The organism is Sulfitobacter sp. PS-8MA (genome assembly GCF_040933935.1).
Classification (GTDB): domain Bacteria; phylum Pseudomonadota; class Alphaproteobacteria; order Rhodobacterales; family Rhodobacteraceae; genus Sulfitobacter.
In genome coordinates, this window is record NZ_JBFQYJ010000006.1 from 613177 (window position 1) to 632721 (window position 19545).

Annotated in this window: 13 protein-coding genes; 5 read left to right on the forward strand and 8 right to left on the reverse strand. The window is 65.6% G+C overall.

The window, feature by feature from the left end:
- Nucleotide 1: 1 nt before the first annotated feature.
- A complete protein-coding gene (locus AB4M76_RS06925) occupies nucleotides 2-1858 on the reverse strand; it encodes an ABC transporter ATP-binding protein (RefSeq protein ID WP_368441061.1) in 1857 nt (618 codons plus the stop codon).
- Nucleotides 1859-2086: 228 nt separating this feature from the next.
- Here AB4M76_RS06925 and AB4M76_RS06930 point away from each other — a divergent pair, with 228 nt between their 5' ends.
- The gene (locus AB4M76_RS06930; RefSeq protein WP_368441062.1) at nucleotides 2087-3295 is read left to right on the forward strand and encodes an alanine--glyoxylate aminotransferase family protein; all 1209 of its coding nucleotides are present in this window, start codon (nucleotides 2087-2089) and stop codon (nucleotides 3293-3295) included.
- Here the strand turns inward: AB4M76_RS06930 and AB4M76_RS06935 are convergent.
- Nucleotides 3292-4395 carry a pyridoxal phosphate-dependent aminotransferase gene (locus tag AB4M76_RS06935; RefSeq protein WP_368441063.1) on the reverse strand — a complete coding sequence of 368 codons (1104 nt, stop codon included), beginning with the start codon at nucleotides 4393-4395 and terminating at the stop codon, nucleotides 3292-3294. The genes AB4M76_RS06930 and AB4M76_RS06935 overlap by 4 nt on opposite strands.
- Before the next feature lie 117 nt (nucleotides 4396-4512).
- Between AB4M76_RS06935 and AB4M76_RS06940 the strand changes: the two genes are divergently transcribed.
- Nucleotides 4513-5304, forward strand: coding sequence for a crotonase/enoyl-CoA hydratase family protein (locus tag AB4M76_RS06940; protein ID WP_368441064.1), 792 nt, complete (start codon nucleotides 4513-4515; stop codon nucleotides 5302-5304).
- Between the two features lie 214 nt (nucleotides 5305-5518).
- On the opposite strand, the gene AB4M76_RS06945 is transcribed toward AB4M76_RS06940, so the two are convergent.
- Nucleotides 5519-8452, reverse strand: a complete 2934-nt coding sequence (locus AB4M76_RS06945) for a valine--tRNA ligase (RefSeq protein WP_368441065.1) — start codon at nucleotides 8450-8452, stop codon at nucleotides 5519-5521.
- A gap of 79 nt (nucleotides 8453-8531) precedes the next feature.
- The gene (locus tag AB4M76_RS06950) at nucleotides 8532-8972 is read right to left on the reverse strand and encodes an Lrp/AsnC family transcriptional regulator (RefSeq protein WP_368442392.1); all 441 of its coding nucleotides are present in this window, start codon (nucleotides 8970-8972) and stop codon (nucleotides 8532-8534) included.
- 102 nt (nucleotides 8973-9074) lie between these two features.
- Here AB4M76_RS06950 and AB4M76_RS06955 point away from each other — a divergent pair, with 102 nt between their 5' ends.
- The 3 genes from AB4M76_RS06955 to AB4M76_RS06965 all read left to right on the forward strand — a co-directional run bounded on the left by AB4M76_RS06955 (nucleotide 9075) and on the right by AB4M76_RS06965 (nucleotide 13671).
- Nucleotides 9075-10208: a type III PLP-dependent enzyme gene (locus AB4M76_RS06955; protein WP_368441066.1), complete on the forward strand. Its 1134-nt coding sequence runs from the start codon at nucleotides 9075-9077 to the stop codon at nucleotides 10206-10208.
- 99 nt (nucleotides 10209-10307) lie between these two features.
- Nucleotides 10308-12605 carry a xanthine dehydrogenase family protein molybdopterin-binding subunit gene (locus AB4M76_RS06960; protein WP_368441067.1) on the forward strand — a complete coding sequence of 766 codons (2298 nt, stop codon included), beginning with the start codon at nucleotides 10308-10310 and terminating at the stop codon, nucleotides 12603-12605.
- Nucleotides 12606-12621: 16 nt separating this feature from the next.
- Nucleotides 12622-13671, forward strand: coding sequence for a DUF2235 domain-containing protein (locus AB4M76_RS06965; protein WP_368442393.1), 1050 nt, complete (start codon nucleotides 12622-12624; stop codon nucleotides 13669-13671).
- 3 nt (nucleotides 13672-13674) lie between these two features.
- Here AB4M76_RS06965 and AB4M76_RS06970 read toward each other — a convergent pair whose 3' ends face one another.
- The 4 genes from AB4M76_RS06970 to putA form a co-directional block, all read right to left on the reverse strand.
- Nucleotides 13675-14055: a GFA family protein gene (locus tag AB4M76_RS06970; protein ID WP_368441069.1), complete on the reverse strand. Its 381-nt coding sequence runs from the start codon at nucleotides 14053-14055 to the stop codon at nucleotides 13675-13677.
- Nucleotides 14052-14795: a rhomboid family intramembrane serine protease gene (locus tag AB4M76_RS06975; protein ID WP_368441071.1), complete on the reverse strand. Its 744-nt coding sequence runs from the start codon at nucleotides 14793-14795 to the stop codon at nucleotides 14052-14054. The genes AB4M76_RS06970 and AB4M76_RS06975 overlap by 4 nt, the downstream gene beginning before the upstream one ends.
- An 81-nt stretch (nucleotides 14796-14876) precedes the next feature.
- A complete protein-coding gene (locus AB4M76_RS06980; protein WP_368441072.1) occupies nucleotides 14877-16028 on the reverse strand; it encodes an amidohydrolase in 1152 nt (383 codons plus the stop codon).
- A 28-nt stretch (nucleotides 16029-16056) separates the two neighbouring features.
- Nucleotides 16057-19473: a bifunctional proline dehydrogenase/L-glutamate gamma-semialdehyde dehydrogenase PutA gene (putA, locus tag AB4M76_RS06985; RefSeq protein ID WP_368441073.1), complete on the reverse strand. Its 3417-nt coding sequence runs from the start codon at nucleotides 19471-19473 to the stop codon at nucleotides 16057-16059.
- Between the last annotated feature and the right edge of the window lie 72 nt (nucleotides 19474-19545).

Here is a 19545-nt window from a genome sequence, read left to right on the forward strand (position 1 = left end):
ATCAGCCAAAGAGCGCCGCGCCGAGCCGTTGCAGCAGATTGGGCTGTTGCGCTGTCGCGCGCCGCGCCTTGGCCCGGCGGGCGCCAAGACCGCGGGCGTCGGTCACTGTTTTGCCATCGCGGAATTGCAGACGGTAAAGGTCCGCATAGATGCCGCCGCGCGCCATCAGCTCGTCATGGGTGCCTTCGTCCTTCACCTGACCCCGGTCCATGACGACAATCTTATCCGCGCTGCGGATGGTCGACAGCCGATGCGCGATGACAATGGTCGTGCGGCCTTTGGCCAGCCGGTCCAGCGCATCCTGCACCACCTGTTCGGACTGTGCATCAAGCGCGCTTGTGGCCTCGTCCAGCAGCAGGATCGGCGTGTCGCGCAGCAGGGCCCGGGCGATGACCACCCGCTGCCGCTGCCCGCCCGACAGGGCCGAGCCGCGCGGGCCGACGCGGGTGTCGAGCCCCTGTTCCAACTGTGGCAGGAAATCGGCCACATGGGCGTCCTTGAGCACCTGATCCAGGACCGCATCGCTGACGTCACTGCGGCCCAGTACGATATTTTCGCGCAGGGTTTCGTCAAACAGCAGCGCCTCTTGCGTCACGACCGAGAACATGCCGCGCAGATCGTCAAGCGCCATGGCATTGGTGTCCGTCCCGCCGATCTGCACCTGTCCGGACTGCGGATCAACCAGCCGGGTGAGCAGATTGAAGATCGTCGATTTGCCGGCCCCCGACGCCCCGACCAGCGCCGTGGTCTCGCCCGCCTTGGCGGTCAGATGCAGCCCATCCAGCACTTTCGCTTCACCATAGGACAGCGACACATCTTTCAACACCACGTCGGGCGGCCCCTCAGGCGGGGCCACGGGGCTTTCCGGGCTGCGCAGGCGCAACGGCGCGTCGAGCAGTTCCTTGATCCGCTCAAGCGCTGCGGCAGCCATCTGCCACAGCCCGCTGATCGCCCCCAGACGGCGCAGGGGGGAGAACATAAAGCCAAGCGCGGTGAAGAAGGTCATGAATTCACCGATGGTCTTATTGCCCGCGATAATCTCGGAGCCGCCATAGACGATGACCGCCATGAAGCCGATGCCGGACATGATGTCGATCATCGCCGGGATCGCGGAATTGCCGAAGGCGGCGCGCACCTCGGTGCGGATGAAGGTGCGGGTCAACTCGCGGTACTGCCGCGCCTGATAGGCCTCCAGCGCATTGAGCTTGATCTGCACGATGCCGTGAAAGACTTCGTCAAGCCGGGTCGAAAGACTGGCCCCGAGGTCCCGTGCCTCGCGCGAGCGGGCGCGGACGAACCGCTGGGCAATCGCTGCGGGCAGGATCATCAGCGGCACGCCGATCATTGCCAAAAGCGCCCAGATGGGATCAATCGCCACGGCCACCCCGGTCAGGATCACCAGCCCCACCAGATCGCGCCCCGCGCCGGTGATAACCGCGCGCCAGACATCGCTGACCGCGTTCACATCCGATTGCACACGCTGCACCAGAAAGCCGGGCGGGTGGCTTTGGTGAAAGGCGCCGTCCTGGCGCATCATCCGGTCCAGCAGATCGATGCGCATATCCGCCGCCGTGCGCTGTGCCACCCGGGTCAGCAGCACCTTTTGCACCACCGTCGCCAGGGCGCGCAGGGCAAAGATGCCGACCAGCACCAGCCCGACCCAGATGAGCGCACCCCGGTCGCCGCCGACAAACACCCGGTCAAACATCGGCTCCATCAGCTTGGCGAGCACGCCGAGGGTGGAGCCTTCGACGATCATGAAAAACACCGCCACGGCCATGAGGCCGGTGTGTTTCTTCAGATAGTCCCGCCAGAGCCAGCGCATCAGTTGCGCGGAGGTGTAGCTTTCATCATTCATCCCGCCGTGGTCCTTTTGGGCAATCGGGTAAGGTGTAGTGAAGCATGGGGGGCAGGGCAAGCAACTGTCACGGTGAAGCGGGAGCTGCGGCGGGCGCGGCGCGCAAATTTCATGACCTCTGTTGCGCGCTTGGCGGGGCGTGCTGCGGGGATTGACCGGCAAAGCCTGCGCAGTAAGGTGACGCCGACCGCAGCGTGGTCGCGCAATATAAGAATGGCCTTTAATCCTATGACAAAGCATCAAAAACTGGCCCAGGGCCGTTCCTATCTCGCGATCCCCGGGCCCTCTGTCATCCCCGAAGCGGTGCTGAGCGCGATGCACCGTCCGGCCCCCAATATCTACGAGGGCGAGTTGGTCGAGATGATGCCGGGTCTGATTGCCGATCTGAAACAGGTGGGGCGCACCAAACATCAGGTCGCGATGTACATCAGCAACGGTCACGGCGCCTGGGAGGCGGCCTTGAGCAATGTTCTGGCCCCCGGGGATCAGGTGCTGGTGCTGGCCACCGGGCGGTTTGGCATTGGCTGGGGCGAGATGGCGACGGGGCTTGGGGCCGCGGTGGAGGTGATGGATTTCGGCCGCGCGGCCTCGATCGATCTGGATCAGGTCAGCGAACGTCTGCGCGCCGATGGCGTTCATAAAATCAAGGCCGTGATGGCGGTGCATGTGGACACGTCCACCTCGCTGCGCAATGACATTGCCGCCCTGCGCGCCGTGATGACCGATTGCGACCACCCCGCGCTCTTGATGGTCGACTGCATCGCTTCACTGGGCTGCGAGCGCTTCGAGATGGACGCCTGGGGCGTCGATGTCATGGTCACCGCCGCGCAAAAGGGGCTGATGGTGCCGCCCGGCATGGCCTTTGTCTATTTCAACGACCGGGCCGAGGCGGCGCGGGCGCGGCTGCCCCGGGTCAGCCGTTATTGGGATTGGACCCCGCGTGCGCATGCCGAGGATTTTTATCAGTATCATGGCGGCACCGCGCCGACACATCACCTCTATGGGCTGCGCGCCGCTTTGGACATGATCACAGAGGAAGGGATCGAACAGGTCTGGCAGCGCCATGCGACATTGGCCCGCGCGATCTGGGCCGCCAGCGAGGCCTGGGCGGCCGAAGGCAGCCTGCGGTTGAACGTGCAAGAGCGCCGCCTGCGCAGCCATGCCGTCACCGCGCTGCGGCTGCAAGCACCCCATGCCACCGAGTTGCGCGATTGGGTGCAGGACAGGCTTGGCCTGACCCTGGGCATCGGGCTTGGCATGGCCGATAGGGGCGATCCCGCCTGGCATGGGTTTTTCCGGATCGGCCATATGGGCCATGTCAACGGCCATATGGTCATGGGGCTGCTGGGGGGCATTGAGGCGGCGATGACCGCGCTCAAGATTGACCACGGCCCCGGCGCGCTGGCCGCCGCGGCAGAGGTGATGGGCGGGGCTTAGGCCCCGCGCGCTTCGGCCAGGGCCTCGGGCAATGCGGCGGCGAAATGGTCGAGATCCTCCGGCCTGCCGCAGCTCACCCGGATGCAGCGGTTTTGCGGCGCGGCAAAGGGCATGCGGACAAAGATGCCCCGCGCCACCAAAGCCTCCAGCACCGCTTTGGCAAAGGCACCGTCTTGGCCGCAGTCAATGGCCACGAAATTGGCCGCCGAGGGCAGGGCGCTCAACCCGTTCTCGGCCGCGATCTCTGTGATCCTGCCGCGGGCCGCGGCGATCTCGCTCTGCACATGGCGCAGGTGGTCCTGATCCTGCACCGCGGCCAGCGCGCCCGCCTGTGCCGCGCGGTTCAGGCCGAAGTGATTGCGGACCTTGTGAAAGGCCGTGATCAACTCCGGCGCCGCAATCGCATAGCCGATCCGCGCCCCGGCGAGGCCGTAGGCCTTGGAGAATGTCCGCATCCGGATCACCCGCGGGTCATCGGCGGAAAGTTCGGGTGCGGTGCCTTCGGGGGCGCATTCGAGATAGGCTTCATCGAGCAACAGCAGGCTGCCTTGGGGCAGATCGTCCAGCGCGCGCTCCAGCACGGTGCTCTCGTACCATGTCCCCATCGGGTTGTCGGGGTTGGCGAGGTAAACGATCTTCGCGTCCACCTCCGCCGCTTTGGCGAAAAGCGCCGCGGGGTCTTCGTGATCGTCGCGGTAGGGGACCTTGTGCAGCACCCCACCAAAGCCTGCGACATGGTAGTTGAAGGTCGGATAGGCGCCCTCGGAGGTCACCACCGCATCGCCTTCGCCGACCAGCAGCCGCACGAGATAGCCCAAAAGCCCGTCGATGCCTTCGCCGACGATGATATTCTCGGGGCGGATGCCGTGCAACTCGGCCAGTGCGGCGCGCAGCTCCACGCTTTCGGAATCGCCATATTTCCACATCTCGGTCTCGGCCATCGCCGCGATGGCGCGGGGGGAGGGGCCAAAGATGTTCTCATTGGCCCCCAGCCGCGCTTTGAACGGCCGGCCCGATGCGCGCTCCTGTGCTTCGGGTCCGACAAAGGGGACATTGGCGGGGAGGCTTTCGGCGAGCGGGGTCAGGCGTATATGTGTCATGCGCTAGGTTTAGGGGCGCCGGGTCGGCAGGGCAAGAGCCTGCCCCCTGCCGCGACGTTTTGCTGGCGCGGCGCGCCGATCTGCGGTGAACTGCGCCAAACAGTCAGGAGAATTACCATGCCCCGCGTCGATGTTCGGATCGAAGACCATATCGCCCATGTGACCCTCACCCGCGCGGATAAGATGAACGCGGTGGATGATGAGATGATCGAGGCGATCATCGCGGCGGGGCAGGAGGTGGCAGCCTCGGATGCCCGGGTGGTGCTGCTCTCGGGCGCGGGCAAAGGGTTCTGCGCGGGCATCGACATTGGCGGGCTGTCGGGAATGCTGGGGCAGGACATCGAGGCGCTGATCATGCCGCGCACCCATGGCGAGGGCACGACGAACAAATGGCAAGAGGTCTCGATGGTCTGGCACCGTTTGGAGATTCCGGTGATCGCGGCGCTGCATGGGGTGGTCTATGGCGCCGGGATGCAGCTGGCGCTTGGCGCGGATATTCGCATTGCCGCGCCGGAGACGAAGCTCGCGGTGATGGAGATGAAATGGGGCATCGTGCCGGATATGGGCGGTATGGTTCTGCTGCCGCGGCTGCTGCGCTCGGATGTGCTGCGGCGGTTGACCTATACCGCCGCGCCGGTGGATGCCGCGCAGGCGGAGCGTTGGGGGCTGGTGACGGAATTGGCCGATGATCCGCAGGCGGCGGCGTTGGAACTGGCGCAGGTGATCGCGGGGAAGGGGCCGAACGCGGTGAAGGCGGCGAAACGGTTGATCGGCTATGCGGAATCGGGGGCGTCGGACGCGGATGTGCTTGAGGCGGAGACGCGCGAACAGGCGGCGCTCTTGGGCAAGCCCGAGCAGATGGAGGTGATCGCGGCGGAGTTCGGCAAGCGGCCTGCGGTGTTCAAGTGATCCGGCAAGCGCGGCGTGAACGTCGCGCTCCACAGCCCGGAATCAAGGCCGTAAGGCCGCCGGGCAGCGCCTGACCGCCCGGACGGGCTGGCGCTTTTGCTATTGGAGTGCCGTCCTGTGGTCGTGGCCTAAGCGCAGCGGGAATAAACTGCCCAACTGCCCCCTAGGCAGCGCCATCCCGCGGTCTGGCGCTGCCCGGCTCCGTTACCTCTAGTCAGCCCAGTTCGGCCAACCGGTCCAGCGCTGCCTGCAACTGGTCCGCCTCTTCCTGACGCGCGGCGAGGTTCGCCTGCGCTTCGGCCACGACCTCTTCGGGGGCGGAGGCCGCGAATTTGGGGTTGTTCAAACGCCCCTTCAGCCCGCCGATCTCCTTGCCCAGCTTGTCGAGCGACTTTTGCAAACGCGCCTTCTCGGCGTCGATGTCGATAAGCCCCGCCAGCGGCAGGCCAAAGCGCGCGCCCGGGGCGGCAATCGACACGGTGCCTTTCGGGAAGCTCTCGGCGCGTTCAAGGCTCTCGACCCGCGCGAGGCGCTTGATCATCACCTCGTTACGGTCCCACGCCCCTTGGGCGGCGTCGTCCATCTCGGTCACCAGCATCGGCACCTTCAGCCCGGCGGGCACATGCATTTGCTGACGCGCCGAACGGATGCTCTCAATGAGGCCGATCACCCAGTTCAACTCGCGATCCGCATCGGCGTCGAGCAGATCGGCGGTGGTGTAGCTGGGCCAATCGGTGAGGGCCAAAAGCTCATCGCGCTTGGCGGTGGTCTGCCACAGCTCCTCGGTGATGAAAGGCATGATCGGATGCAGCAGGATCAGGCATTGCTCAAGCACCCAAGCCATGGTCGCGCGGGTCTCCTCGGCCTCGGGCGCGTCGTCCTGCAGGAGCGGCTTGGAGAGCTCGACATACCAGTCGCAGACCTTGCCCCAGACGAAGGCGTAGAGCGCATTGGCCGCATCGTTGAAGCGGAAGTTGCCGAGGGCCGCGTCGACTTCCTCGCGAATGCGGGCGGTCTCACCCACGATCCATTTGTTCAGCGTGGCTTGCGGCTGCGGCATCGCGGCGGGCATGGCGTCGAAGACGTTGTTCATCTCGGCAAAGCGATGCGCGTTCCAGAGCTTGGTGCCGAAGTTGCGGTAACCCGCGATGCGCTGTGTCGAGAGCTTCAGGTCGCGCCCCATGGCGGCCATTGAGGTCAGCGTGAAACGCACCGCATCGGCGCCGTAGTCGTCGATCAACTCCAGCGGGTCGAGGACATTGCCCAAGGACTTCGACATCTTCTTGCCCTTCTCATCGCGCACCAGCGCGTGGACATAGACGGTGTCGAAGGGTTTCTGATCGACCACGGCATATTGCATCATCATCATCCGGGCGACCCAGAAGAAAATGATGTCAAAGCCGGTGACCAGCACGGAGGTGGGGAAGTATTTCTCCAGCTCCGCGGTCTGTTCGGGCCAGCCCAGCGTGCCGATGGGCCAGAGGCCGGAAGAGAACCATGTGTCGAGAACGTCGGGATCGCGGCGCAGGGTCTTGCCCGGCGCCATGGCCTGCGCTTCGGCCTCAGTCGGCGCGCAATATTCATTGCCCTCGTCGTCGAACCACACCGGAATCTGGTGCCCCCACCAGAGTTGGCGCGAGATGCACCAGGGCTCGATGTTCTCCAGCCAGTGGAAATAGACCTTGCGGTCCTGCTCGGGCAGGATCGTCACCTCGCCGGAACGCACCGCATCGATAGCAGGCTGCACGATCTTGTCGGTGGCAACGAACCACTGGTCCGTAAGCATCGGCTCGATCACCACTTTGGAGCGGTCGCCGAAGGGCTGCATGATCTTCTTGGCCTCAATGAGCGGCACGAGGTTCTCTTCCTCGGTGCGCATCTCGCCGCCCTCTCCGGGCTCGACCGGGGCCTTCTTGGCGGCGCGGCCAAGGCGGGGGTCGGTGGCCTCTGTCATCACGGCGAGACCCTCGGCGGTTACGTCCGCGACCACGCGCTCGCGGGCCTCGAAACGGTCCAGGCCGCGGTAGGCTTCCGGCACGAGGTTGATCTCGGTCGCGTCCTCGGGGGCGGCTTCCGATCCCTCGGCAATGGCCTGCGCGCGGGCGGCGGCCTGATCGTAGGGGAGCCCATCGGCGCGCATTTTCCCTTGGGTGTCCATCAGCGCATAGAGCGGGATGCCGTTGCGCTTGGCGACGCCGTAGTCGTTGAAGTCATGCGCGCCGGTGATCTTCACCGCGCCGGAGCCGAAGTTCTTGTCAGGATATTCATCGGTGATGATCGGAATGAGGCGGCGCTGCTCTTTCGGGCCAACGGGGATTTCGCAGAGTTTCCCAATGATTGAGGCGTAACGTTCATCCGATGGGTGAACCGCCACCGCGCCGTCGCCCAGCATGGTTTCGGGCCGCGTGGTGGCGATGGAGATATAGTCGCGCTCTTCCTCGAAGAGCGTATTCCCGTCCTCGTCGCGCTCGACGTAAGTATAGGTCTCGCCCCCCGCCAGCGGATATTTGAAGTGCCACATGTGGCCGTCGACTTCGGTGCTCTCGACCTCAAGGTCGGAGATCGCGGTCTCGAAATGCGGGTCCCAGTTGACCAGCCGTTTGCCGCGGTAGATCAGACCCTTGTTGTACATATCCACGAAGACCTTGATCACGGCATCGTGGAAATTGCCCTCTTCACCCGCAGGCGCGCCCGGCGCGCCGGACATGGTGAAGGCATTGCGCGACCAGTCGCAAGAGGCGCCCAAGCGGCGCAGCTGGTCGATGATCGTGCCGCCGGATTTCTGCTTTTGCTCCCAGACCTTGGCAGTGAAAGCCTCACGCCCCAGCTCGCGGCGGCCGGGTTGGCCAGAGGCGGCCAATTCCCGCTCCACCACCATCTGCGTGGCGATGCCCGCGTGGTCTTGCCCCGGCTGCCAAAGCGTGTCGAACCCCTGCATCCGGTGCCAGCGCACGAGGATGTCTTGCAACGTGTTGTTGAAAGCATGGCCCATGTGCAGCGAGCCGGTGACATTTGGCGGCGGGATCATTACCGAGAAATGCTCGTCGCGCTGCGCGTTGGCGCCCGCTTTGAAAGCGCCCTTGGTTTCCCAATCGGCGTAGATGCGGCTTTCGGCCTCAGCGGCGTTGAAGGTCTTTTCGAGTGCCATGGTCATGATCCCTTTTGTTGCGCCCCGTTTAGCGGTCTGGCGCGGCGAGGGAAAGACCCATGGCGTAAGGCGCGCGGCCTTAGCCGCGGCGGTCGATCTTGGTGCTGAGGTGAATGAGGCTCTCGCTGCCCTTCACCCCCCGCGTCTCGCCAATGCGGTCGAGGGTCTCGTCCAGCTCATGCGTGGTCTGGGCGGCGATCTGCACCAGCAGGTCAAAGCGGCCCGAGGTGGTGTGGACGACTTGCACGCCGGGCAAGCTGCGCAGACGGGCCAGCACGGCGGGGCCGGCGCGGAGTTCGATATTGACCAGCGCCGTGGCGTGAAGTGGGGCGCGGGCGGCTTCGCCAAGACGGAGCGTATAGCCTGCTATCGCGCCGCTGCGCTCCAACCGCTCCAACCGGGCCTGAACTGTCGTGCGGGCGAGGCCAAGCTTGCGGGCAAGATCGGCAATGGGCTGGCGGGCATTGCCCTGCAAAGCCGCAATCAGTGCGCGATCTGTGTCGTCGATCTGTGGTATCATTTCGTCAATATGCTCAAAGTTTCCGTCATAATAGGCGTACTGCCACGATGAATCGACCAAGAATGATGATTTGCTGGAGAAAAGCAAAAACCTGAGGTTCCGATGCAGCATACCGCCCCCCTGTCCGACACGCCCGCCGCCTTTCTGGCCAAACACAGCCCTGACGCCCCGGTGCTCTTCCTCGCGCCGTCGGTGCTGCAAGCCACGGCGCGGCGCTTTCAGGCGGATTTCGAGGGTTTGGTGACCTATGCGGTCAAGGCCAATGACCGGGTCGAAGTGCTGTCGAACCTCGTCGCGGCGGGGATCACGACTTTCGATGTGGCCTCCCCGGCGGAAATGGCGGCGGTGCGGGCGGTCTGTCCGCAGGCGGTGCTGCATTACAACAACCCGATGCGCTCCACCGATGAGGTGGCCGCCGGGATCGCGGCGGGCGTGGCGAGCTGGTCTGTCGATGACCTCTCGGAACTGGCGAAGCTGGCGGAGGTGCCGCGCAGTGCCGAGGTGGCGGTGCGTTTTGCGCTACCGGTAAAGGGCGCGGCCTATGATTTCGGCGCGAAATTCGGCGCGGCGCCCGATCTGGCGGCAGAGCTGCTGCGCGAGGTCGTCAAGATGGGCTTTACCCCCTCGCTCTGTTTCCATCCCGGCACCCAGTGCAATGACCCGCAGGCCTGGGCGCAATATGTGCGGGCGGCGGCGGGTATTCTGCGGGCGGCGGATGTCTCGATCACCCGTTTGAACATCGGCGGCGGCTTTGCCGTCGACCGGGGCTTTGACGCGCCGGATCATGCGGCAGTGTTCGCGGCGGTGAATGTCGCTCTGGCCGAAAGCTTTGGCGATGACGCCCCGACGTTGCTCTGCGAGCCGGGGCGCGCGATGGTGGCGGATGCCGCCGTCTTGGCGGCGCGGATCAAGGGGATGCGGGGCGCGGGCGAGACGGTGTTTCTTAACGACGGGATCTATGGCGGTCTGGCCGATCTGCGCGATATGGGCCTCTCCGGCCTGATCGACGTGGTTGGCCCCGAGGGGGCGTTGCGCCATCAAACCCGGACCCCGCGCATCGTCTTTGGCCCCACCTGCGACTCGCTTGATCGCCTGCCCGACGGGCTGCCGCTGCCCGAAGACACGCAGACCGGCGATTACCTTCTGTTCGGTGGCATGGGGGCCTATTCGATCGCCATGTCGACGGCTTTCAACGGCTATGGGGTGGCGCGGGTCGAACTGGTCTCGGGGCTCTGACGCGACAGTTCCACCCTCTAAGCGGGTGCGCCTCTGGACACTGACACGCGGCTCGCTACTGTTGCCTGAAAGCAGTGCAGGCAGCAGGGGCAGCAACAGATGGAGAAGTTCGGCAAGAGCCAGCCGGTCAAACGGGTGGAGGACCAGCGGTTTCTGACCGGGCAGGGGCGCTATGTCGATGACATCGCTCCGCCAGGCGCGCTACAGGGTTTCTTCTTTCGCGCCCCCGTCGCGCATGGGGTGATCACCGAGCTCGACGTCAGCGAGGCCCGCGCGGCGGAGGGGGTGCAGGCGGTGCTGACCTGCGCCGATCTGGAAGCTGCGGGGCTGGATATTGCGCTGCCCGGGACGGTGGTCGAAAACCGCGATGGCAGCGCGGGTGCCAAACCGCTGCGCCCGATGCTGGCCAAGGACCGGGTGCGCTATGTGGGTGAGCCGGTGGCGCTGGTGGTGGCCGAAACGCTGCAACAGGCCCGTGACGCGGCGGAGCTGATCCTTTTCGACGCCGATGATCTGCCCGCCAAGATGGACCTCGCCCCGGGCGGCGAGACGCTTCACCCCGAGGCGCCCGACAACCGCGCTTTCGACTGGCATATGGGCGATGAAGCGGCGGTCGAGGCTGCCTTTGCCAAGGCCGCGCATCGCGTCAAGCTGGAGGTGGGCGACAATCGGATCATCGTCAATTCGATGGAGCCGCGCGGCTGCTATGCGGAATGGGCCGATGGGCGGCTGCATGTCGCCCTAGGCGGGCAAGGGGTCTGGGCGCATAAAGGCTTCTTTGTCAAAGCCTTTGGGCTCAGCGCGGAGGCGGTGCGCGTGACCAACCCCGATGTGGGCGGCGGTTTCGGCATGAAGGCGATGACCTATCCGGAGTATTTCTGCGTGGCCCAAGCGGCGCGGGCCCTGGGCCGTCCGGTGCGCTGGATGTCGGAGCGCACGGAAGCCATGCTCACCGACAACGGCGGGCGCGATCTGGTGTCTTGGGCCGAGTTCGCCTTTGACGAAAACCACAAGATCACCGCCTACCGGGTCGACACGCGTTGCAATCTGGGGGCCTATAACAGCCAGTTCGGCCAGCCGATCCAGTCGCAGCTGTTCTCCAAGGTCTTGATGGGGGTCTATGACGTGCAGGCCACCTATCTGCATGTCGAAGGTTTTTACACCAACACGGTGCAGGTCGACGCCTATCGCGGTGCCGGGCGGCCCGAGGCGATCTATGTGCTCGAACGGCTGATGGACCGCGCCGCGCGGGAGTTGGGGGTCGACCCTTGGGAGCTGCGGCGGATCAACTTTATCAAGCCGGATCAGTTTCCCTATCGAACCGCGACGGGGGAGCTTTACGACGTGGGCGATTTCTCGCGGCTGTTGACCCGGGCGGCGGATGCGGCGGATCGCGCAGGTTTTACTGCCCGGCGCGATGCCGATGCCGCGCGCGGCCTGCTGCGCGGGCAGGGGCTGTGTTACTATATCGAAAGCATTTTGGGCGACCCTGCGGAAGGCGCCAAAGTGGTTTTTGAGGAGGACGGCAGCGTGACGATCTATGTCGGCACCCAAAGCAACGGGCAGGGGCATGAGACGGTCTATGCGCAGTTTCTGTCGGACCAGACCGGCATCCCGGCCGGGCGCATCCGCGTCGTGCAGGGCGACAGTGATCTGATCCAAAAGGGCGGCGGCACGGGCGGGTCACGCTCGGTCACCACGCAGAACAACGCCACGCTGGCCACGGTGGCCAAGATCACTGAGGTCTTCGTGGCCTTTCTGGCCGGGGAAATGGGCGTCGATGGGTCCGAGGTTACCTTTGACGGTGAACGCTTCCGCGCCGAAGGCTCGAACCTCACGCCCACCATGCTGGAGGTGGCGGAGATGGCCCGCGCCAAGGGGCGTGACGATCTGCTGAGCCACCATGAACGCGCCAGCCTGCCGGGGCGCAGCTATCCCAATGGCGCGCATGTGGCCGAGGTGGTGATCGACCCCGAAACCGGCGTGGTGACGCTGGACCGCTATACGGTGGTGGATGATTTCGGCAATCTGATCAACCCGATGCTGGCCGAAGGGCAGGTGCATGGCGGGGTGGCGCAGGGCATCGGGCAGGCGGTGCAGGAGCGGGTGGTCTATGACGAAGACGGCCAGCTTTTGACCGCCACCTTCATGGATTACGCGATGCCGCGCGCGGCGGACCTGCCGATGATCTCCTTCACCTCCGAGCCGGTGCCCTCGACCGCCAATCCGATGGGGATGAAAGGCTGTGGCGAGGCGGGAACCGTGGGCGCACTGGCGGCGGTATCGAATGCGGTGCAGGATGCGCTGTGGGACCATGGCGTGCGGCAGGCCGATATGCCCTTCACGCCGCACCGGGTTTGGGAGATGCTGCAAGGTGACGCAATCGCGGCGGAGTGAGAGCCTGTTTCGGCGCCTGTTCGGGCGGCTTTGGCGGCGGCCGGAAACGGATTTCGGCCCGCGCCGGGGGGCGGTCACCCATGTGATCATCCTCGATGGCACCATGTCGTCACTGGACCCGGGCGAGGAGACCAACGCGGGGCTCGCCTATGGGCTCTGCCGCGAGATGGGCAGCGCGCTCTCGATCTATTATGAGCCCGGGCTTCAGTGGCGCGATTGGCGCAGTGCGCGCGATGTGATCATGGGGCGCGGGATCAACCGCCAGATCCGCCGCGCCTATGGCTATCTTGCCTCGCGCTACCGGCCCGGCGACCGGATTTTCCTGATGGGCTATTCGCGCGGCGCCTATGCGGTGCGCTCGCTCGCGGGGGTGATCGACCGGGTCGGCCTGCTGCGCGCCGAGGCGGCGACCGAACGCAACATCCGCGATGTCTACCGCCATTATGAGGCGCAGCAGCTGAGCGAGGCGGGCCGCGCCTTTGCCGAGGCGAATTGCCATCCGGAGGTTGAGATCGAGGCGATCGGCGTGTGGGACACGGTGAAATCGCTGGGCATCAACGCGCCCTTGCTCTGGCGGCTGTCCTATCCGCGCCATGCCTTTCACAACCATGACCTTGCCCTGATCGTCAAAAACGGCTTTCAGGCGCTGGCCTTGAACGAAAACCGTGTCGCCTATCGCCCGGTGCTCTGGACCACGCCCAAAAACTATGGCGGGCGGCTGGAACAGGTGTGGTTTACCGGCACCCATGGGGATGTGGGCGGGCATCTCAGCGGCCATCAGGCGGCGCGGCCCCTGTCCAACATTCCGCTGGTCTGGCTGCTGTCGCGGATGCATGAAAGCGGGCTGCCGCTGCCGCTGGGCTGGGCGCATCGCTTTCCGCAAGACCCGACGGCGCCCTCTGTCGGGCAGTGGCGCGGGCATGGGCGTATCCTCATGTCGCGCCGGCGGCGGGTGGTGGGGGCGGACCCGTCGGAACGGCTGCATGAAAGCGTCGCGACGCAGGCCGCGGTGGCGGCGCGGCCCAGTTTGCTGGCACGGATTCAAGGGGCGCTGTCGAGTTCCTGACGGTCAGTCGCGGTCGGAGGGGTGATTGATCCCATCGCTATAGGGCAGCGGTTCATGCTCCCAGGGGTGGACCCCCTCAAGCGCGCCGAGGTTCACGCCGCATTCTTCGGGGTTCGAGCGGCGCTGATGATGGGTGTAGATCCCGCAGGTCTTGCAGAAATAATGCTGCGCGCTGTGGGTCCCCCATGTATAGAGGGTCAGGTTCTCGGCGCCTTTCAGCACCGTCACCTTGCTGGCCACGGCCGTTACCGTCGCGGCGGCGCGGCGGCGGCAGAAGGAACAGGTGCAGCGCGAGGCCGAGGCCAGGCCCTGCGGCAATAGCGCTTCGATCACCACGGCGCCACAATGGCAGGAGGCGCGGCGGGTTTCAGAGGTTTCGGTCATTTGCGTCTCACTTTCGGAATGCGGCTTTCGATCACGTCATACTGGGCCGAGGCATGGGGCGGCAGGCCATGGGTGCGCGACCAAAAGGCAAAGCCGCCCCGGCGCAGCCAGAGCGGCAGGGTCAGCACCAGCCCCGCGATGAACCCCCCGGCATGCGCCCAATAGGCCACCCCGCCACTGCCCGGCGTGGCGCCGATGCCGCCGATGAATTGCAGGCCGAACCACAGCCCCAGCATGACCCAGGCCGGGATCGGAAAGATGCGGAAAAACACGATGAAGATCACCAGAACATCGACCTTGGCGCGGGGAAACAGCAGCAGATAGCCGCCCATCACCCCGGCAATCGCGCCCGAGGCACCCACCATCGGCACCCAGGAGAGCGGCTCGGTCATCACCTGACCGAGCCCCGCCGCCACGCCGCAGGCAAGGTAGAAGAGCAGATAGGGGATATGGCCCATCTCATCTTCGACATTGTCACCAAAGATCCATAAAAACAGCATGTTGCCTGCCAGATGCATCCAGCCGCCATGCAGAAACATCGAGGTCAGCAGCCCGGCATAGCCTTCGCCCGCGCTGAGCCGCGCAGGCAGCAGGGCGTAGCTGTAGTAAAAAGCCCCAAGCGCCGGCCCATCCGCCATCAGCCCGACATAGGAGAGAAACACGCCAATGTTCAGCGCCATCAGCGCATAGGTGACATAGGGCCTGCGGCCCGAAGGGTTGTGATCGCGGATCGGGAACATGCCGGCCACCTTTTGCCAAGTCCCGCGCCCGGTCAAGCGGCGCGGTTGCATGGATCTTAGCTGCGCCTGGGGCGGCGCATGTCAAGCCGCGCCGAGCAAATCCCGCGCGATGCGCTCGAAAATACCCGCGCCGATGGGGAGGAGGTCATCGGGGAAATCATAATCGGGGTTGTGCAGCGCGGCGTAGTCCTTGCCCGGCCCAAGGCAGAGCATCGCCGCTTTCGCGCCATGGCCGAAGACGCCGAAATCCTCGGAAGCGCGCATCGGCACGCCCTCGTCGCCGTGGGAGACACCCAAGGCCGCCATCGCGGCGCGGGCGACCTCATAGGCCTCCGGCGCGTTGATCGAGGCTGCGAAATGGTCGAAGGTTTCGAGCCTGTGTTGCAGCCCATGCGCGGCGGCCACATCCGCCACCAGCGCGCGCAGATCCGCTTCGATCTCCGCCAGCCCTGCGTCGTGGGCGCTGCGCAGGGTGGCATAGATCACCGCTTCGCCGGGGGCGATGCCAAAGCTCGGCTCGCCAATGCGGGTATGGGTGAGGGTGACCAGCCGGAAATGCTCATCCAGCGGGCCGCCTGCGCCAAGCGCGTCGATCGCCGGCAGCAATTGCGCCACCGCCAAGGCGGGGGAGGTGCCGTCTTCGGGGTCGGCTGCATGGGCGGTCTTGCCCGTGAGCGTGATGGCCATGCCCTGCGAGGCGCAGTTGATCAGCCCCGGCCCGGAAGAGACATGGCCAAAGGGTTGGCCCGGCTCCACATGAATGGCAAAGGCCCAATCGGCGGCGATCTCGGCATAGGCCGGGTCGGCCACCACGGCCTTTGCCCCGCTGCCGTCTTCCTCGGCCGGCTGGAACATCAACACGACGCGCCCCTTGGCGACCGGGCGCCGCGCGATCATGCGGCCAAGGGCCAGCAGCATGGTCATATGCCCGTCATGGCCGCAGACATGGCTCTTGCCCGCCACCTTGGAGGCCCAGGGAATGTCGTGTTCCTCGGGGATCGGCAGCCCGTCCAACTCGGCGCGGAAAAGCACCGTGGGGCCGGGGCTGCCGCTGTCAAAGACCGCCGCGACACCATGGCCGCCGAGGCCGGTCAGGATGCGGCTGGGGCTCAGTTTTTCGAGCGCCGCCACGATGCGCCGCGCGGTCTCGGCCTCTTCGCCCGAAACCTCGGGGTATTGGTGAAGCGCTCTGCGAAACTGCGTCAGATCTTCGATGTCGCTGTTCGTCAGCATGGCGCTTCTCCTGATTGCTGTGACCGTTTTAGGCCATCATTCCCAAGAGTTGGGCATTGCCGCCAGAGGCCGTGGTGTCAACACAGACATGCCGTTCCGCCCGGACCCGCGCGGTGTCGGGCAGGCCGCGCAGCAGCGGAATGATCGCGCCGTCACGCTGGGCCAGCGCGCGGTCGATCTCGCGCGCCGTGGCGTCATCCCCCCACCAGAGCACACCGCCATAGGCCGGGCCGCTTGTGAGCAGATCGGGGTTGATCTGACCGCTGGCTTCGACCGCAACACCGCCAAGGGCGCGCACCGCTTTGGCCTGCGCCGCTGCGGTCTCGGCCCCCGGGCCCATGCAGAGAAGCGCCGGGCGGGGCAGGGTCGAGAGACGGTTGCTCTCACCCGTGGGCCCGGGCATCGACTGGGTCTCCAGCACGGTCGGCTGATGCGCGGGCAGGGCGGGAAGCTGGCTCTGCGCGGCCTCCCATTTGCCAGCGCTTTCCTGATGATCCGGCGCGCTGAAGCGGGGCAGGTAGTTCGGCCCGCCGGCCTTGGGCCCGGTGCCGGAAAGCCCTTCGCCGCCAAAGGGCTGGCTGCCGACGATGGCGCCGATCTGGTTGCGGTTGACGTAGATATTGCCCGCCTCGATCCGCTCCGAGACATGTTGCACCCGGTCGTCGATGCGGGTGTGCAGGCCAAAGGTCAGGCCATAGCCGGTGGCGTTGATGGCGTCGATCACCGCGTCGAGTTCATGGCTCTTGAAGGTCGCGACATGCAGCACGGGGCCGAAAATCTCGCGCTTCATATCGGCAATGCTGTCCACCCGCAGGATCGCGGGGCCGACAAAGGTGCCGCCTTCGGGCGCTTTCAGTTCTGCGATGACACGGCCCTGGGTGCGGGCGGTCTCGATGTGGTCCACGATGGTTTTGCGCGCGGCTTCGTCGATCACCGGGCCGACATCCGTGGACAGATGCCAGGGATCGCCGATGCTCAGCGCCTGCATCGCCCCCGTCAGCATGCGGATCAGGTCGTCGGCGATGTCCTCTTGCACATAGAGGCAGCGCACCGCCGAGCAGCGCTGGCCCGCAGATTGAAAGGCGCTTTCGACGATGGCCTGCACCGCCTGTTCGGGCAGCGCCGTGCTATCGACGATCATCCCGTTGAGGCCACCGGTCTCGGCAATCAGCGGGGTGCCGGGGGCGCAGTGTTCGGCCATATTGGCGCGGATGCGCAGGGCGGTGGCGGTGGAGCCGGTGAAGGCCACGCCGTTCACGCGGGCGTCGCCGGTCAGCGCCGCGCCGACCTTGCCGCCGCCGGGCAGCAGTTGCAGGGCCGCGCGGGGCACGCCCGCCTCATGCAGCACGTCGACGGCGAGTTTGGCGATCAGCGGGGTCTGCTCTGCCGGTTTGGCCAGCACCGCATTGCCCGCCGCCAGCGCCGCAGTGACCTGCCCGCAGAAGATCGCCAGCGGGAAGTTCCACGGCGAAATACAGGTGAAGATACCCGCGGGCGGGGTGTTGGTGGCTTGGCCCGCATAGTAGCGCAGGAAGTCGACCGCTTCGCGCAGCTCGCCCACGCAGTCGGGCAGCTGCTTGCCCGCCTCACGGGCGAGGATGGCGAAAATCTCGCCATAGCGGTCTTCCAACATATCGGCGGCGCGCAGCAGGGTGGCGCGGCGGCTGTCGAGCGGGGCCTCCCAAGGGGCGGCCTTGTCAAGCGCCGTGGCGACATCGGCCTCCGACGCGGGTTGCACCGTGCCGGGGGAGGTGCCGCCGATGGGGTTGATCACCTCCACCGCCGCTTCGGGCGCTGCGTCCCCGGCAAGGATCGGGGCGGCTTCCCATTTGGCCTCGGCAAAGGGCGCGCGGGCCTCTTCAATGGCGGCAAGGGTGGGGCTATGGGCAAGGTCAAAGCCCTTGGCATTGGCGCGCTGCGGCTGGAAGACCTCCGGGCCTTTCGGGATTGTCGGCGCTTTGTCCTGCAACTGGTCAAAAGGATCGGCGGCCACGACCTCTGGCGGCACGTCTTCGTCAACGATCTGGTTCACGAAGCTGGAGTTCGCGCCATTTTCCAGCAGACGGCGCACCAGATAGGCCAGCAGATCGCGGTGCGCGCCCACGGGGGCATAGATGCGGCAGCGGGTGCCGTGTTTCTGCATCACGATGTCATGCAGGGTCTCGCCCATGCCGTGCAGGCGCTGGAACTCATAGACCTCGGGATCGTCGGCCATATGCAGCACGGCGGCGACGGTATGGGCGTTATGGGTGGCGAACTGCGGATAGATGCGGTCGGTCATGTTCAGCAGTTTGCGGGCGTTGGCAATATAGCTCACATCGGTCGCGGCCTTGCGGGTGAAGACCGGGAAACCGTCGATGCCTTCGACCTGCGCCTGTTTGATTTCGGTATCCCAATAGGCGCCTTTGACCAGACGCACCATGATGCGGCGGTCGTGGCGCTGCGCCATGTCATAGAGCGTGTCGATCACCGTGCCCGCGCGGGGGCCGTAGGCTTGCACCACGATGCCGAAACCGTCCCAGCCGGCCAGCGCGGGCTCGCCCATCACCGTGTCGATGACCTCAAGCGAGAGCGCGAGCCGGTCGGCTTCCTCGGCGTCGATGTTGAGCCCCATGCCCGCGGATTTCGCCAACAGCGCCAGCGCCCGCAGACGCGGCACCAGATCGCGCATCACCGCCGCTTCTTGCGCCAACTCATAGCGCGGGTGCAGGGCCGAAAGCTTCACCGAAATGCCGGGGTTTTTGCGGATATCATCATGGGTGCAGGCATCGGCAATGGCCGAGATCGCGCGGGAGTAGCTGAGGTGATAGCGTTTCGCATCCGCCTCGGTCCGCGCCGCTTCGCCCAGCATATCGTAGCTATAGGTAAAGCCCTTTTTCTCCATCCCGCGGGCGCGTTTCATCGCCGCCTGAATGTCCTCGCCCAGCACGAATTGCCGCCCCATCTCGCGCATCGCACGGCTGACGGCGGTGCGGATCACCGGCTCGCCCAGCCGTTTGATCGCCGCGCGCAGATGGCGCACCGGACCGGGCTGGTCATCATCCAGCACCCGGCCCGTCAGCATCAGCGCCCATGTCGAGGCATTGACGAGGCTCGACGTCGAATGCCCCATGTGGCGGCCCCAGTCCGAAGGGGCGATCTTGTCTTCGATCAGCGCATCGATGGTCTCGGCATCCGGCACCCGCAAGAGCGCCTCGGCCAGACACATGAGCGCCACGCCCTCTTCGGTGCTGAGCCCGTATTCGGCGAGGAAGACCTCCATCATGCCCGGCGCCGAAGTGCCGCGAATGTCGCGCACGAGGCCCGCCGCATCCGCCGTGATCGCGGCGCGGTCTTCGGGAGACAGATCTGCGGTCTCGATCAATTCGGCCAGCAGCGGGTCGGGGTCGGCATAGGTACGGGCGTCAATAGTGTGACGCAGGGCTTTGGCGTGATCGAGAGGCATATCAAGCTCCAGTTGATGTTTGGCCTATGATATACCATTGTCAGCGGGAAGATCGCCCGATGATCTGGGTGC

Bases quoted from the DNA above. Each gene is read 5' to 3' on its own strand.
- AB4M76_RS06925 (WP_368441061.1), bottom strand. From the start codon at position 1,858: ATGAATGATGAAAGCTACACCTCCGCGCAACTGATGCGCTGGCTCTGG.
- AB4M76_RS06930 (WP_368441062.1), top strand. From the start codon at position 2,087: ATGACAAAGCATCAAAAACTGGCCCAGGGCCGTTCCTATCTCGCGATC.
- AB4M76_RS06935 (WP_368441063.1), bottom strand. From the start codon at position 4,395: ATGACACATATACGCCTGACCCCGCTCGCCGAAAGCCTCCCCGCCAAT.
- AB4M76_RS06940 (WP_368441064.1), top strand. From the start codon at position 4,513: ATGCCCCGCGTCGATGTTCGGATCGAAGACCATATCGCCCATGTGACC.
- AB4M76_RS06945 (WP_368441065.1), bottom strand. From the start codon at position 8,452: ATGGCACTCGAAAAGACCTTCAACGCCGCTGAGGCCGAAAGCCGCATC.
- AB4M76_RS06950 (WP_368442392.1), bottom strand. From the start codon at position 8,972: ATGATACCACAGATCGACGACACAGATCGCGCACTGATTGCGGCTTTG.
- AB4M76_RS06955 (WP_368441066.1), top strand. From the start codon at position 9,075: ATGCAGCATACCGCCCCCCTGTCCGACACGCCCGCCGCCTTTCTGGCC.
- AB4M76_RS06960 (WP_368441067.1), top strand. From the start codon at position 10,308: ATGGAGAAGTTCGGCAAGAGCCAGCCGGTCAAACGGGTGGAGGACCAG.
- AB4M76_RS06970 (WP_368441069.1), bottom strand. From the start codon at position 14,055: ATGACCGAAACCTCTGAAACCCGCCGCGCCTCCTGCCATTGTGGCGCC.
- AB4M76_RS06975 (WP_368441071.1), bottom strand. From the start codon at position 14,795: ATGTTCCCGATCCGCGATCACAACCCTTCGGGCCGCAGGCCCTATGTC.
- AB4M76_RS06980 (WP_368441072.1), bottom strand. From the start codon at position 16,028: ATGCTGACGAACAGCGACATCGAAGATCTGACGCAGTTTCGCAGAGCG.
- putA (WP_368441073.1), bottom strand. From the start codon at position 19,473: ATGCCTCTCGATCACGCCAAAGCCCTGCGTCACACTATTGACGCCCGT.